This is a genomic window from Streptomyces sp. P9-A2 (assembly GCF_036634175.1).
In the GTDB taxonomy this organism is placed as follows: domain Bacteria; phylum Actinomycetota; class Actinomycetes; order Streptomycetales; family Streptomycetaceae; genus Streptomyces; species Streptomyces pratens.
Genome location: NZ_JAZIFX010000001.1, coordinates 4185102 through 4199439, shown reverse-complemented (window position 1 = coordinate 4199439; position 14338 = coordinate 4185102). Strand labels below are relative to the sequence as shown.

Here is a 14338-nt window from a genome sequence, read left to right as displayed (position 1 = left end):
ATCCGTTTGCCCCGCCCCTTGTGACCTGCGGAAACGGTGACGGAGGGCCGAGTATGTGACGAAGCCCCGGCCGGGTGGGCCGGGGCTTCGTCATCGGTGCGGAGGCGGAGGGATTTGAACCCTCGATGGGCTTTAAGGCCCAAACCGCATTAGCAGTGCGGCGCCATAGACCGGACTAGGCGACGCCTCCGTGCACAACCTTCCGCGCGCGAGCGCGGTTCAAGTGGTGCGTGCCGATGATGACACAGCCGTGCGTGGTGTCACCAATCGCCCCCTACGGTACTAGGCGCGGTGGCCACAGAGCAAAGTCCTTCCGACGGCGCGTGGCGGGCCGTCGCCTCACCACAAAGACGTACGGACGTTCGACACAAGGGCATACGGGCGTTCGATCGGGACGGTGGGCAGACCGGGCGGGGCGGGGGGCCGGCGTGGAGGTCCCGCAACGGTCCGGGCCGTGGTGGGACGGGCCACGGCCGGTGCCGGCCGGCGGGGGCGTCACAGCACCGTCACGTTACGTGCGACCTCGGTCTCATCCGGCGTCGCGAGCGCAACCCCAGCCCTTAGACTCCCTTCGGTGACACGTTGAGGGCCGGTCGGCAAGATGGCCCGACCGGTCGGCACATCGCGGAACAGGAAGGAAGCGTCTCGTGAGCAGCAGGCCATCCCGAGGCACTGCTCGCCTCGCAGCCATACTGGACGCGCTTCCCGACGCCTTGTTGCTGGTCAACGCCAACGGGACGGTCGTCAACGCCAACACCATCGCCCTCGAGGCCTTCGAGACCCCGGGCACCGCTCTGGTGGGGCGCGGGCTGCTCGACCTGCTGCCGGAGTTCGACTCCAAACTCATCCCCGGCTCCATGCGCCGGCCCGACCACATCGACCCTCGGGCCCGCACCAAGCCGACGCGGATGGTCGCCCGGCGGACCGACGGGGTCGAGTTCCCGGTCGAGGTCACCAGTGCGAATCTGGAGACCGGCCAGCAGGCCTACGACACCGACAGCTACGGCTACACCGGCGACGAACTGCTGATGCTCGTCGTACGCGATCTGTCCGGCACCGTGGACACCGAGGCCGAGCTGGCGCGTTCTCAACGGCAGACCGAGATGATCCTGCGGGCCGCCTCGGAAGGTGTCGTCGGGACGGACACCGACGGACGGATCGTCCTGGTCAACCCGGCCGCCGCCCAGATACTGGGCTATCGGGCCAGCGACCTCGGCGGGCGGGAACTGCACACCCTCATCCTCCACTCGCGCGCCGACGGCTCCCCCTTCCCCTACGACGAGTCCCCGCTCGCCGATACCCTGCGCTCCGGGCGCAAGCACCGGGTGCGCGGTCAGGTGCTGTACTCCAAGAGCAACGACAAGGTGTCGGTCGATCTGACGACCGCGCCCGTGCGCGACGGCGACCAGCTCGTCGGCGCCGTCATGACCTTCACCGACCGGCGTCCCTACGACACGCTCGTCAAGGAGAAGGAAGAGGCCGAACGGCAGCACGCCGAGGAACTGGAGCGGATCGCCGGGGAGCACGCCGAGCAACTGGAGCGGATCGCCGGGGAGCACGCCTCCGAGTTCACCGCCCTGCGCCAGGAACAGGTCCGCGAGCTGGAGGAACTGCTCGAGGCGCACACCGAGGAACTCGCCGCGAACGAGGAGCGGTACGCCGCGCTCGGCGAGCGGGAGAAGGACCGCTTCGAAGCCCTCGCCGGCCGGCACGAGCAGCTGCTGACCCTGCTCGGGCAGTCGCTGAGGGGCCCGCTGGAGGAACTGCGCCGCGACCTGGCCGCGCTGGCCGCCGACGACGCCGGGCAGCTGTGGCCCGAGGCCAACCAGGTGCTCCATCATCTGTCGGCCGGTTACTCCCGGATCACCACCCTCATCGACAACGTCCTCGGCTTCCAGCGGCTCGACGCCGGGACGGGCGGCATCACTCGTACGAAGGTGATGCTCGACGCCGTCGTCGCCGCCGGTGTCGACGGGGCCGTGGAACTCATCGGGCCGGGCCGGGTCCAGTTCGCCGTGCATGCACCGCCCATCGAGGCCGAGGTCGACTCGCGGCTGCTCGCCACCGCCCTCGCACATCTCGTCGCGGATGTCGCGGGCGTCGACGCCACCGGCAGCACTCCCGTGTCGACGGGCGGTTACCTGGACAACACGGTCGTGGTCGCGGCGGCACAGCGCGGCGAGGTCGTACGGATCGAGGTCCGCGGGCCGTACAGCGGCGGCGATCCGGTGCACGAGCCGATCGTGCGCGGGATCGTACGGGCGCACGGAGGTGTGCTGCAGACGCACGAGGTGCCGGGAATGAGCGGCAGCGCGTTCGTCCTCGAAGTGCCCATCGGGGCCGGCGCGGGTGCCGTCGCCGCAGTTCAGGCGACTGCCCAGCTCGCGTTGCCGGCCGGAGTACCGACGGTCGAGGCACCGGTGCCGGTAGCGGTACCGGTGCCGGGAGAGGTACCGGTACCGGGAGCGGTGCCGCCCGAGGGGGCTGCCACTGCCGCGGGCGGTCAGCAGGGTTTGAGTGGCGGACGACGGAGGGCCCGGCGGTCCTCGGTGGACGCCTTCCTGGAAAGTGAGGTGCCGGGGCCGGACGACGGTGCCGGAGCCGGTACGGAGACCGTGGCGCCCACCGGACGACGCAGGCGCCGGGCGGCCGCGGCGGCCGCGGAGCCCCCGCAGATTCCGGCTCAGGCGTCCGGTGAGGGCGCGGTGGCGGTGTCGTCCGGTGGGACCGGACGGCGGCGCGGCCGGTCGGCCGAGGGCGCGGAGGCGGCTGCCCCTGCCGACCCGGGTGGGGTCGCCGGTGCGGTCACCGGTGTGGTCGCCGGTGCGATCGGTGCGGGCGGCTCCGGTGGCGGAGTGTCCGAGGGGGCCGTTGTCACAGCCGCCGAGTACGCGGCGGGGTCCGCCGCCTCGAACACCGGGCTGGGCGGGACCGTACCGCCGCAGGGTGTACCCGTCCCGGCGGGGGGACAGCGTGCCCTGCAGGTTTCCGGTGAGCAGCACGCCCTGCCGCCCGCGCTGCCCGCGGTGGACAGCGGGAACGGAACGGCCGGTGCCTCTCAGGGACAGGGCCGGGATCAGGCTTCGGAACAACAGGGCCGGCCGCAGGAGCAGGGGCAGGGGCAGGGGCAGCAGACTCAGGCGGCCGGGCGTCGCCGGCGTGCGCTGGCGGCGGCCACCGAGCGTGCGGCGGCGCAGGAGGCCGCGCCCCGTACCGTGTTCGCCCTGCCGCCCGCCGAGGCGGAGCAGGAAGGACAGGACGGGGCCGTCGGTGCGGCGGGGCAGGGCTCGGCACAGGGCTCGTCGCCCGTGGTGATGCCCGGACCGGCCGCTGCCGGTGACGCGCTGATCGGCGGGGGGCGCCATGACGCCGTCCCACACGATCAGTCCGACGAGCACACTCCTCCGCAGCCGCACCCCACAAGCGCCCCCACGGGACGCCGCCGACGGGCCGCCGCCCAGCCCGCCGAGCAGGGCACGGTCCCTTCGTCGGCGCAGGCTGCCCAGGCCCAAATGCAGGCGCAAGCCCAGGTCCAGGTCCCGGTCCAGGTCCCGGTCCAGGTCCCGGGGGGTGCGGCCGGAGGTGCCGCTCAGCCCGTTCCCGTACCAGTGGCGCCCGTACAGGGGGCCACCCCGGAGCGCGCCCCCGTACCGCCGCAGGGAGCGGCCCTTCCGTCGGCCGTTCCGCCGCAGGGCATGGCCGGGCAGGGACAGCCGCCTCAGGCACAGGTGCCGGCCCCGGCCCCGGCACCCCACGATCAGCTCCAGCCGGCCTCCGCCGGACAGCCGTTGCCCCAGCCGACGGTGCTGCCGCCCGCTGCCCAGGCACAGGCACAGCCCGTCGCTGCGGTCACGGAACAGCCCGCTTCCGTGGCCCAGCCGCTGCCTGCCGAGGCCGTGCCCGATCAGGGGACTACGCCCCAGGGCACTCCGTCCGCGCAGCCGCCGTGGCCCGCCGCCGGTGCCAAAACTCCCGTACCGCCCCAGGGTGCTCCCGTCCCGCCGAACGGCATGCCGATGCCGACGCCCGCCCCGGCCACCCCGCTGCCTCCCGAGAACGCGGCGGCACCCGCGCAACGAGCCGCTCAGCCGCTCCCCGTCGAGACATCGGCTCCGGGGACTCCGGGGACTCCGGGGACTCCGGGGACTCCGGGGGACCCGAACTCGACCCAGGGGCGTGCGTTCAGTGTGCGCACGCTGGGGCAGGGTGTGCCGTTCACCCGGCAGGCCGCTCAGGTCCAGCAGCCGCTTCCGTCGGCCACGCCTCCCCCGCACCAGCCGGGCGGCTCGGGCCGCCGCCGCAAGCTCGGCACGCCCCCCGATCCGGCCGCGGTCCAGGAGCAGAGCGCGCCCCCGCACGCGACGACCGGATTCGCCCCCGCCCAGCGGCAGGCCCAGGCGGCGGCCCAGGCGCCCGCACGGCCCCGGACGCCGGCGCAGTCACCACCGCTCCAGCAGCCCCAACAACCCCAGCCGCACACCTCGTCGCAGCCCCAGGCACAGCCGCAGCACCCGATCGCCGGTCAGCCGGGTCAGCCCGGGCAGTCGCGGCTCGCGCCGACGACCGAGGGCACGGGGCGCTCGTACGCCATAGGGGCGCCGGACGCGGACGCGGCCGAGGGACCCGAGCCGCTGGACGGTCCGGGCGGGGCCGTCGAGGTGGCGGATCCTCCGCGTCCACAGCCGATGGACGACGAACTGCCGCCGGAGCCCTTGGACAACCCGCGCCGGCTGCTGGTGTGGCCCGCGCCGGACGTCGCCACGCAGCAGGCGCTGAGCGACCGCGGATACCGGCCGGTGATCGTGCACTCGCGCGAGGAGGTCGACGCCCAGATCGCGGCGTTCCCCGCCGCGCTGTTCGTGGACCCGCTGACCGGGCCGATCACTCGTACGGCGCTCCAGTCACTGCGGACGGCAGCGGTGGCCGCCGAGGTGCCGGTGCTCGTCACGGCCGGGCTGGGGCAGGCGTCGCGCGATGCCGCCTACGGCGCGGATCCCGCCGTCCTGCTGAAGGCCCTCGCGCCGCGGGACAGTGAGCAGCATCCGCCGCGGGTGCTGCTGATCGAGGAGCACGCGGAGATCGCGCTCGCGCTGACCGGAACGCTGGAGCGGCGGGGGATGCAGGTCGCGCGGGCCGCCGGCGACGCGGACGCCGTGGCACTCGCGGGGCAGTTCCGGCCGAACCTCGTGGTGATGGACCTGATGCAGGTACGCCGTCAGCAGGCCGGGATCGTGGACTGGCTGCGGGCGAACGGGCAACTCACCCGTACCCCGCTCGTCGTCTACACCGCCGCAGTCGACCAGGGGGACCTGCCGCGGCTGGCCTCCGGCGAGACGGTCCTGTTCCTCGCCGAGCGCTCCACGAGCGACGAGGTGCAGGACAGGATCGTCGACCTGCTGGCCCGCATCGGCACCAACTGAGCCGCACCACACCCGTAGCAAGGGAACCGCGTCTCCGGGCGCACGACGGGGCCCCGCGTACGCCGGCCTGGAGACCGGCGCACGCGGGGCGTGCCACAACGTGTCACGCCATGTCACAGTGCTTCACAGTGCAGCGGAGGCAACGGAGCGGTTCTAGAGCTGGGTGATGTCCAGCGTGCCCTCGGCGTACTGCCTGCGCAGCACCTTTTTGTCGAACTTGCCGACGCTCGTCTTCGGCACCGACTCGATCACCGTCCAGCGCTCGGGCAGCTGCCACTTGGCGATCCTGCCCTCGCCGGCGAGGAAGTCGCGCAGGGTGTCGAAGTCGGCGGCCGAGCCCTCCTTGAGGACGACCGTGGCCAGCGGACGCTCGCCCCACTTGTCGTCCGGGACCGCGACGACAGCGGCCTCGGCGACGTCCGGGTGGGACATCAGGGCGTTCTCCAGCTCGACGGAGGAGATCCACTCGCCACCGGACTTGATGACGTCCTTGGCCCGGTCGGTGAGGGTGAGGAAGCCGTCGGGGGAGATCGTGCCGACGTCGCCGGTCTTCAGCCAGCCGTCCTCACTGAACTTGTCGGCGGGGCGCAGGGGTTCGGCGTCGGTGCCGTTGTAGTAGGCGCCGGCGATCCAGGGGCCGCGCACCTCCAGCTCGCCCGCGGACTCGCCGTCCCAGGGGAGCCGTTCGCCGCCGGGGCCGGTGAGCCGGGCCTCGACACCGGCCGGGAAACGGCCCTGGGTCAGGCGGTAGGCGAACTCCTCGTCGGTGCCCACGGCGTGGGCCGGCGGACGCGCGATGGTACCGAGGGGGGAGGTCTCCGTCATGCCCCAGGCGTGGCAGACCCGCATGCCGAGTGCGTCGAACGCCTCCATCAGGGAGGGCGGACAGGCCGAGCCGCCGATGGTGACCTGGGTGAGGGAGGAGACGTCGCGCGGCTTGGCCAGCAGTTCGGCCAGCAGTCCCTGCCAGATGGTGGGGACGGCGGCGGCGTGGGTCGGACGCTCGCTCTCGATCATCCCGGCGAGCGGCACGGGCTGCAGGAAGCGGTCCGGCATCAGCATGTTGACGCCGGTCATGAAGGTGGCGTGCGGCAGGCCCCAGGCGTTGACGTGGAACTGGGGGACCACGACCAGCGAGGTGTCCTCGTCGGTCAGGCCCATCGACTGGGACATGTTGACCTGCATCGAGTGCAGGTAGATCGAGCGGTGGCTGTAGACCACGCCCTTGGGGTCCCCGGTCGTGCCCGAGGTGTAGCACATGGCGGCCGCGGCACGCTCGTCCAGCTCGGGCCAGTCGTAGGCGGTCGGCTTCCCGGCGATCAGGTCCTCGTACTCGTGCACCCGCACCTGCGCCTGCGCCGCGGCGTCCGCCAGCGCGGAGCGGTCCCCGGCACCGGACACGACGACGTGCTCGATCGACGTCAGGTGCGGCAACAGGGGGGCGAGCAGCGGGATCAGCGAACCGTTGACCAGGACCACCCGGTCGGCGGCGTGATCGACGATCCACACGAGCTGCTCGGGCGGGAGGCGGAGGTTCAGGGTGTGGAGCACCGCGCCCATGGAGGGGATCGCGAAGTACGCCTCGACATGTTCGGCGTTGTTCCACATGAGGGTCGCCACGCGTTCGTCGCCGGACACCCCGAGGTCCTCGCGCAGCGCGTGGGCCAACTGCGCCGCGCGGGCGCCGATCTCCGCGTAGGAGCGGCGGTGCGGCTCGCCGTCGCCGGTCCAGGTGGTCACCTGTGACGTGCCGTGGATCGTCGACCCGTGGGCCAGGATCCTCGAGATCAGCAGCGGTACGTCCTGCATCGTGCTCAGCACGGCGTCCTCCCGGGCGACATTGCCTACGCGGCGGTAACGGATGTGCTGATTCTGCGCACATACCGCGCGGTATGTCACTAGAGGAACGGATGATCGATCACGTATCGCGAAACGACATTTCGGTTCAGGATCTAACAAGTCTCAGCTCAGCGTCGTCCCGCAGCTTGCCGAGCGCCCGCGACACGGCCGATTTCACCGTACCCACCGACACACCGAGCACCTCGGCCGTCTGAACCTCGCTGAGGTCCTCGTAGTACCGCAGGACGACCATGGCGCGCTGTCGCGCGGGCAGCCGCATGATCGCCCGCCACATCGCGTCGCGCAGCGCCTGCTGCTCGGCCGGGTCGTCGGCGGCGGACGCCGGGTCCGGCTCGGGCAGCTCCTCGCAGGCGAACTCGTCCACCTTGCGCTTGCGCCACTGCGACGTCCGGGTGTTCAGCAGGGCCCGGCGCACATAGCCGTCGAGCGCGCGGTGGTCCTCGATACGCTCCCAGGCGACATACGTCTTGGCGAGCGCGGTCTGCAGCAGGTCCTCCGCGTCGCTCGGGTTCCCCGTCAAAGACCGGGCGGTACGCAGAAGCACCGGCTGGCGGGCCCTCATGTACGACGAGAACGACGGGTACGGGAGAATCTGCTTCACTGGAGCAGCGGCGTTCGAAGCGCTGGTGCAGACGGGTGTGGTCATGGCTCAACGCTATGAGCGGGGCACGCTCGGCAAATCGGCCACAAGTCCCGAAGCCACGTCCCTCTCAGGTTGTAGGGGTAGCGCCTGCTCCACCTCCTGAGGGTGGAGGAGCGGTGGAGAGCCACTGCGGGTTCGCCCCTGGGGGTGGGGAAACACACCCGCACCCCGGGACCTCACCCGTTCCCGGCGCCACACCGACGCCCTCCTACCCTCACCGGCCCGCCATGAGGATCAGCCCCCAGGCCGGCGCCCCGCGCCCGCCACCCTTACCGCCCCCATTGCCCTTGCCGCTCTGCCGGCCCTGCCACCCCTCGGGCCGGTGCTCGCCGTACGGGCGGCCGGCGAGGCCGCCCATCGTCCACATCTGGAGCACGGTGGACGACGCGATCGCCCCCGGCCTCGCGTACACCAGGTCAATGGTGCCCATGGCCTCACACCAGTGCCGGATCATCGGCTCGTTGACAGGATCCCGGCCTTCGCCGCCCACCGTGGCTGCCCGCCCCTCGTCCCACCTCAACCACACCTCGACGAGCACAGCGGCCACCCCGACTCCTCCCTCACCTCCGACTCCCCTCTTACGCAGCCCTCCGCCGTACAGCACCACCTCTCCTCGCACCCACACGAGATCTCCTGGCCGGCCATCACATCCCATCTCCACCGAAGCCGTTCCCCCGCAGACGCACGCACACGGCTCGATCTCCCCCCACCCTGGTCGACAAGCACGGCCCTCGCGAGGCGTATGCCCGGCGGCACCGAAGCACCGACGCGCACACGCCTCACACCCCCCGAGGCACATCCCACACCGTCAAAGAGCCGCCGATCCCCTCACCTCACTACCACAGCGGGGTGAAGGTGATCGCCACGTTGTCGTTGCCCTGATTGACGGCCGTGAACGCGGAGCCGTTGACCTGGGCGGTGTTGCTCTGGTTCGAGGCGCCGGAACCGACGGCCTGCTGCTGTGTGGTGGACGAGGTGCCGAAGTTGTCCCCGCCGACGCCGCTGCCGACCACGCCCGCCGTGGCACTCGCAGCCGTGGCACTCGAACCGTTGTCCGCGAAAGCGCCGTTGTCCGCTGCCGCGACGCCGGTGAAGAGGGCTGCCACCAGCGGAAGGGCGGAGACGGCGGCGATGACGCGGGCGGTACGGATGCTTGCCATGTTGTGTTTCCTCCAGAACCAAGGACGCACCGGTTCATGACCGCGTGTGCCCGATCTACGGCTGTCACCAGGGAAGTTGGCCGACCGCCCCGGGCTGTTCTCGACGTCGCAAAATCAGAATTGCCCACCGAATCCCCGCGAACCACCCCTGAAGCCATCATTCGCACGCAAGCGTGAGGGCAAGTCGATAAACCCCTCCTCGCCTCCCGATCCACCCCCTCCCTCTGGCAAGGAGCCCTCCACGCCAAGCCCCACAACAGGTGAAGCGTTCCGGCACATTTCTCGCCAACCACCTGAACCCCGGCGTGTCGCCCCGCCCCCCCCTTCCTTTATTCGAACACGGGTACGAATATAGAGGCATGGCCACCACCGACCGGCAGGCCAGGACGCTGGCCCTCGCACACGCCCTGTCAGCCGCCGAGCGCGGACTGGCCGTCATTCCGCTGTCCCGGACGAAACTCCCCGCACTGCGTTCCCCGCACCGCGACGAAACCGACTCCGGCCCCGACTCCGGCCCCGTCACGCGCTGCCGCGGCGAGTGCGGCCGTTTCGGGCACGGTGTCCACGACGCCTCCACCGACCCCGCCCGCATCCGCGCACTGTTCGCCGCCGCCCCCCGTGCCACCGGTTACGGCATCGCTTGCGGCCTGCACCCGCATCACCTCATCGGTGTCGACCTGGACACGAAGAGCAGGAGCGACCCCTCCGCCGCCCTGCGCGAACTGGCCCTGCGCCATCTGTTCACGATCCCCGCCACGGTGCTCGTCCTCACCCCCAGCGGCGGCCGTCACCTGTGGCTCAGCGGCCCGCCGGACGTCGTCGTCCCCAACTCCGCGAGCCGGCTCGCCCCCGGCATCGACATCCGGGGCGCCGGCGGCTACCTGGTCGGTCCCGGCTCCCGTACGGACCACGGCACGTACACCGCCGCCCCGGGTACCGAACACCTCACCCCCGCCGCGTGCCCGCCCGCCCTCCTGCGGCTTCTGCTGCCGCCGCCCCCTACCCACCACCCCACGCTCCCCTCGACCGGCGGCCACGGGCAGGGGCAGGGGCTGGTCCAGTTCGTCCTCGCGGCGCACGAGGGCCAGCGCAACACCCGCCTGTTCTGGGCGGCCTGCCGCGCCTACGAGGACGGAATCGGCACCGCCCTGGTGGGCCCCCTGCTGGAGGCGGCCCTCAACACCGGCCTGTCCGAACGCGAGGCCCGCGCGACGATCGCCTCGGCAGCCCGTATGACAGGCCATCGCCCCTGACGGCACCACACAGCCCGCCCCACCCCCTCTCCTCTCCGTCCCTCCTCTCCCCCCCAGTCCTTCTCCGCCCGACGAAAACCGAAAGCCCCGGATGCCCCACCGCCCTAGAGTGCCGACCATGTCACTCACGCGCGTCGTCCTCGCCTCCGGCCGCTCGGTCGACCTCTCCGAGCTGCGGATGTCGTCGACATACGGCGGCATGCTCGAGGGCTACCCGTGCAAGCCCCTCAACGACCGGAAGATCACCTCGGCCCTGCGGTCCGCCGAAGACGCCTTCCCCGGAACCCCGGTCCACCTGGTTCCGCCCCCGCGCGAACTCCCCGACCAGTACGCCGGCGCCTTCGGCCCCGTGGAGGTCATGCCCTCCGTGACCTGCCTGGGCCACTTCCGCTCCGAGGCACTCGCCCCGGCCCACGACCGCGCCCTGTACCGCTCCCGCCTCACCGTCGTCTGGTTCCAGCCGGCCGCGCACGTTCCATCGGGCCACGACACGGAGCCCGTACTGCGGGAGGTGTCCTGGGAGCAACTCGCCCAGGACATCGAGATCTGACCATCCGTACCGCACACATGGCGGAAGGCCAAGGAGCCCCAATGAGCACCCCCGACCCGAGCACCCCGGACCTCAACGCCCCGGACCCCAGCACTCCCGACCTCACCGCTTCCGGTCCCTCACCCGTCTCCCGGACACAACTCCTGCGCTGGCAGTTCGACCTGACCTGGTCGCTGTTCGAGTACCACCTGGAGCGGCTGGAACCGGACGATTTCCTGTGGGAACCCACCCCTCACTGCTGGACGCTGCACCCTTCCGCCGACGGAACGTGGGAACCGGACTGGGCCGAGACCGAGCCCGACCCCGTGCCCGTCCCCACCATCGCCTGGGTCAGCTGGCACATCGGCTGGTGGTGGAGCGTGACCCTGGACCACATGTGCGGGCGACAGCCCCGGGAACGGACTGACGTCACCTGGCCCGGCGAGGGAGCGCCGACCGTCCGGTGGCTGCGCGGCCTGCGAACGGAGTGGCAGGTGGTTCTGGACAACCTCACCGACACCGGCCTCGACGCCACGGCCCCGTTCCCCTGGCCGGGCGACCCGGCGTACACGGTGGCCCACACGGTCGCCTGGGTGAACACCGAACTCCTGAAGAACGCAACGGAAATCGGCCAGCTCCGCCTGCTGCGAGCGGCCTCCTGACCACAGAAGGCCCGCACCCTCCGGTCGGAAGCGGAGTGCCGACGAAACCCCTTGGAGCTCCCCTTTTCCCAGCGCGCCGCCTGATACTATCCGTGACCAATCATCACCCACCGTAGGGACATGAAGATGATGCGTCGCCTCGCCATCGTTCTCACCGGCCTTGTCACCGCGGGATTCCTCGCCGTGGGCACCGCAGCCGCTGCACCCACGGACTCGGGGCCCCAGGAGGCCCCACAGGGAAAGGCCGCTCTCGGCTCCCCGAATGACCTTCTCGGCGGGCTCCTCGGCGGCGTCAAGCAGACCCTGGGCCAAGGCCTCTGACGTCATCTCGACAGCGGATCCACGACCGCATCGAAGTACTGCCATCCCTCCAACTCGACCATCTGCTCGGACGTGGAGAGGCCCCGGACCGGCGCAGCAGCGTCCAGAAGGCGCCGGACGGTTCCCGGCTCGTAGAGATTGAGCCAACTCCGGTCCGGAAGACGCACTAGGGTTCCGGACTCGAAATAGGAGTTCGAGACGACCCGATCCGAGTCCGGGCGAAAGATCAGAGCCAGCCGGTGCCTCTTGTCCTCGCGGTAGAGGGAAAGCGTCAGGCTGCAGTCCTCGTAAGCGGGCTCGACCCTCTGCCGGACCGTCCAGTACCAGGTGGTGTCGCCCACCACCAAACGCCGGAGCCTTCGGTTGCTCTTCACCTCGGCACCATAACGACCTCACCCGCGATGGGGAGTGGATCAGCGAGCGGCGTCATGCGGCTTCGCATCCAAGGCGGAGGAGGGAGTGATGGCGGAGCCATCGCGACTGACGACAACGCCGGAGGCGAAGCCGCAGGGCGTCGGGAGCCCGCTCGCCATCGCGGGTGAGGTCGTCAGCACCCTCCCCGATACGGGCAGGCATGAGCATGGGTGCCGGCACCCGGCCCCGGCCCGAGCAAGCGACTCTCCCTCGAGCCCGCTTCACGTGAAGCGGGAAACCACGGGGAGACACGGTGACGATCGGGCAGCGCGCAGCAGCACGGCCCCTGACCATATGACCTGGTCAGGGGCCGTGCTCACTGCTCAGCAAGCGGAGGCGGTGGGATTTGAACCCACGGTGACATCGCTGCCACGACGGTTTTCAAGACCGTTCCCTTAGGCCGCTCGGGCACACCTCCCCACGCTCACCGGGTAATCGGCGGCGCGGGGACAAGGGTAACGGGTCGGTGCGGGCGGGGTGGGGTCAGCTGTCGCCGACGCGGGAGCCCAGGGTGAGCTTCGTGGTCTGCTCCTTGCCTCCGCGTTCGTAGGTGAGGGTGACCTCGTCGCCCGGCTTGTGGGTCCAGATCTCGCCGATCAAGGTCGGACCGGAGTCGATGACACGGTCGTCGAGCTTGGTGATGACGTCACCGGGCCGCAGACCGGCCTGGTCGGCGGGACCGTCGGGGTCGACCGACTTGGAGCCGCCGGCCCCCTGATCGGTGATCTTCGCCCCACCCGTGCCTTCCTCCAGGGAGACCGACGCGCCGATCTTGGCGTACACCGGCTCGCCCGTCTTGATCAGTTCCTGGGCAACATACTTGGCCTGGTTGATCGGGATGGCGAAGCCCAGGCCGATGGAGCCGGACTGGCCGGTGCCGAAGCCGCCGTTGCTGGTCGACTGGATGGCGGAGTTGATGCCGATGACGTTGCCCTGGGCGTCCAGCAGCGGTCCGCCGGAGTTGCCCGGGTTGATCGAGGCGTCGGTCTGCAGGGCGCTCATGTACGAGGCCTGGCTGCCGGTGCCGTCGCTGGAGGCCACCGGACGGTTCTTCGCGCTGATGATGCCGGTGGTCACCGTGTTGGACAAACCGAACGGGGCGCCGATGGCAATCGTCGAGTCGCCGACGGCGACCTTGTCGGAGTCGCCCAGTGTGAGGGGGTTCAGGTTCGAGGGGGCGCTCTTCAGCTTGATGACCGCGACGTCGTAGCCCTGGGCGTGACCGACCACCTCGGCGTCGTACTTCTTGCCGTCCGGGAAGGTCGCCGCGACCTTCCCGCCGTCCACGGCCTCCGCCACCACGTGGTTGTTGGTGACGATGTGCCCCTGGGTGTCGAACACGAATCCCGTGCCGGTGCCGCCTTCGCCGCTGCTGCTCTCCGCCTCGATGGTGACCGTGCTCGGCAGCGCTTTGGCGGCCACCCCCGCGACCGTGCCCGGGTCGCGCTTGACGTTGCCGCCGCTGGTGGACGACGAGACGGTCGTCGAGCCGTTGCCGTCGTTGTTCTTGGCCAGCGTGTAGCCGAGGCCCCCGCCCAGGCCGCCCGCGACCAGCGCGGCCACCAGGACCGTGGCGACCAGGCGGCCACGTCTGCCATCCTTCTTCGGCGCCGGCTCCTGGTACGAGGAGCCCCATCCGGCCACGCCACCACCGGCTCCACCACCCGCGCCCCCGTCGTACGACGGAGCGCCCGGCGCCGGCGGCGGGGGCCAGGAGGCGTCGGGCGGGGAGAAGGTTCCCGCGGGGGCTCCCGGCAAAGGGCCGACGGGAGACTGACCCTGGGCGCCGTAGCCTCCCTGGCCCGCGTGGGTGCCCTGAGCGGCGTGTCCGGCCGGCTCGCCGTATCCGCCGCGATCGACATCGCCGTACCCCGGGTACTGCGACGAACCGTGGCTCTGTACCGCACCGGGCGCGTTCGGCGGGACCGGGGGCAGGGGGGTCGTCGGACTGCCCCCGTCCGGAACCGGATGCCCCGGATGCGCCTGAGCAGCGGGAGCATCCACCGGCGTGGGCGGTACGGACGGGGCCGGGGGTACCGATGCGCCCTCGTTTGTGCCCTCGTTCTCGGTGCTCAC

The 14338-nt window shown here is 71.3% G+C and carries 10 protein-coding genes, 2 tRNA genes and 1 pseudogene; 5 read left to right on the top strand and 8 right to left on the bottom strand.

Annotated features, from left to right (window positions below):
* Positions 1–99: 99 nt before the first annotated feature.
* Positions 100–190: transfer RNA gene (locus tag V4Y04_RS19055), tRNA-Ser, on the bottom strand.
* A 457-nt stretch (positions 191–647) separates the two neighbouring features.
* On the opposite strand from V4Y04_RS19055, the gene V4Y04_RS19050 reads away from it, so the two are divergent.
* Positions 648–5420, top strand: a complete 4773-nt coding sequence (locus V4Y04_RS19050; protein ID WP_332429406.1) for a response regulator — start codon at positions 648–650, stop codon at positions 5418–5420.
* Positions 5421–5573: 153 nt separating this feature from the next.
* Here the strand turns inward: V4Y04_RS19050 and V4Y04_RS19045 are convergent, their stop codons facing one another.
* The 4 genes and pseudogenes from V4Y04_RS19045 to V4Y04_RS19030 all read right to left on the bottom strand — a co-directional run bounded on the left by V4Y04_RS19045 (position 5574) and on the right by V4Y04_RS19030 (position 9083).
* Positions 5574–7229, bottom strand: coding sequence for a long-chain fatty acid--CoA ligase (locus V4Y04_RS19045; RefSeq protein ID WP_332432909.1), 1656 nt, complete (start codon positions 7227–7229; stop codon positions 5574–5576).
* 136 nt (positions 7230–7365) lie between these two features.
* Positions 7366–7926 (bottom strand): SigE family RNA polymerase sigma factor, encoded by a 561-nt coding sequence (locus V4Y04_RS19040; protein WP_332429405.1) that lies wholly within the window; start codon positions 7924–7926, stop codon positions 7366–7368.
* 331 nt (positions 7927–8257) lie between these two features.
* Positions 8258–8470 (bottom strand): annotated as a pseudogene (locus V4Y04_RS19035) (OB-fold domain-containing protein); the annotation flags it as partial.
* Between the two features lie 289 nt (positions 8471–8759).
* The gene (locus tag V4Y04_RS19030; RefSeq protein ID WP_332429404.1) at positions 8760–9083 is read right to left on the bottom strand and encodes a hypothetical protein; all 324 of its coding nucleotides are present in this window, start codon (positions 9081–9083) and stop codon (positions 8760–8762) included.
* Positions 9084–9442: 359 nt separating this feature from the next.
* On the opposite strand from V4Y04_RS19030, the gene V4Y04_RS19025 reads away from it, so the two are divergent.
* From V4Y04_RS19025 to V4Y04_RS19010, 4 genes are all read left to right on the top strand, one after another.
* Positions 9443–10336 (top strand): bifunctional DNA primase/polymerase, encoded by an 894-nt coding sequence (locus V4Y04_RS19025; protein ID WP_332429403.1) that lies wholly within the window; start codon positions 9443–9445, stop codon positions 10334–10336.
* A gap of 118 nt (positions 10337–10454) precedes the next feature.
* A complete protein-coding gene (locus V4Y04_RS19020) occupies positions 10455–10886 on the top strand; it encodes a hypothetical protein (RefSeq protein ID WP_332429402.1) in 432 nt (143 codons plus the stop codon).
* Between the two features lie 41 nt (positions 10887–10927).
* Positions 10928–11527 carry a DinB family protein gene (locus V4Y04_RS19015; RefSeq protein ID WP_332429401.1) on the top strand — a complete coding sequence of 200 codons (600 nt, stop codon included), beginning with the start codon at positions 10928–10930 and terminating at the stop codon, positions 11525–11527.
* 120 nt (positions 11528–11647) lie between these two features.
* Positions 11648–11848: a hypothetical protein gene (locus V4Y04_RS19010; protein ID WP_332429400.1), complete on the top strand. Its 201-nt coding sequence runs from the start codon at positions 11648–11650 to the stop codon at positions 11846–11848.
* A gap of 2 nt (positions 11849–11850) precedes the next feature.
* Here the strand turns inward: V4Y04_RS19010 and V4Y04_RS19005 are convergent, their stop codons facing one another.
* From V4Y04_RS19005 to V4Y04_RS18995, 3 genes are all read right to left on the bottom strand, one after another.
* Positions 11851–12222 (bottom strand): hypothetical protein, encoded by a 372-nt coding sequence (locus tag V4Y04_RS19005; protein ID WP_332429399.1) that lies wholly within the window; start codon positions 12220–12222, stop codon positions 11851–11853.
* A 371-nt stretch (positions 12223–12593) separates the two neighbouring features.
* Positions 12594–12680: transfer RNA gene (locus tag V4Y04_RS19000), tRNA-Ser, on the bottom strand.
* Positions 12681–12745: 65 nt separating this feature from the next.
* Positions 12746–14338, bottom strand: coding sequence for a S1C family serine protease (locus V4Y04_RS18995; RefSeq protein ID WP_332429398.1), 1593 nt, complete (start codon positions 14336–14338; stop codon positions 12746–12748).

Bases quoted from the DNA above. Each gene is read 5' to 3' on its own strand.
- V4Y04_RS19045 (WP_332432909.1), bottom strand. From the start codon at position 7,229: ATGCAGGACGTACCGCTGCTGATCTCGAGGATCCTGGCCCACGGGTCG.
- V4Y04_RS19040 (WP_332429405.1), bottom strand. From the start codon at position 7,926: ATGACCACACCCGTCTGCACCAGCGCTTCGAACGCCGCTGCTCCAGTG.
- V4Y04_RS19030 (WP_332429404.1), bottom strand. From the start codon at position 9,083: ATGGCAAGCATCCGTACCGCCCGCGTCATCGCCGCCGTCTCCGCCCTT.
- V4Y04_RS19025 (WP_332429403.1), top strand. From the start codon at position 9,443: ATGGCCACCACCGACCGGCAGGCCAGGACGCTGGCCCTCGCACACGCC.
- V4Y04_RS19020 (WP_332429402.1), top strand. From the start codon at position 10,455: ATGTCACTCACGCGCGTCGTCCTCGCCTCCGGCCGCTCGGTCGACCTC.
- V4Y04_RS19015 (WP_332429401.1), top strand. From the start codon at position 10,928: ATGAGCACCCCCGACCCGAGCACCCCGGACCTCAACGCCCCGGACCCC.
- V4Y04_RS19010 (WP_332429400.1), top strand. From the start codon at position 11,648: ATGAAGATGATGCGTCGCCTCGCCATCGTTCTCACCGGCCTTGTCACC.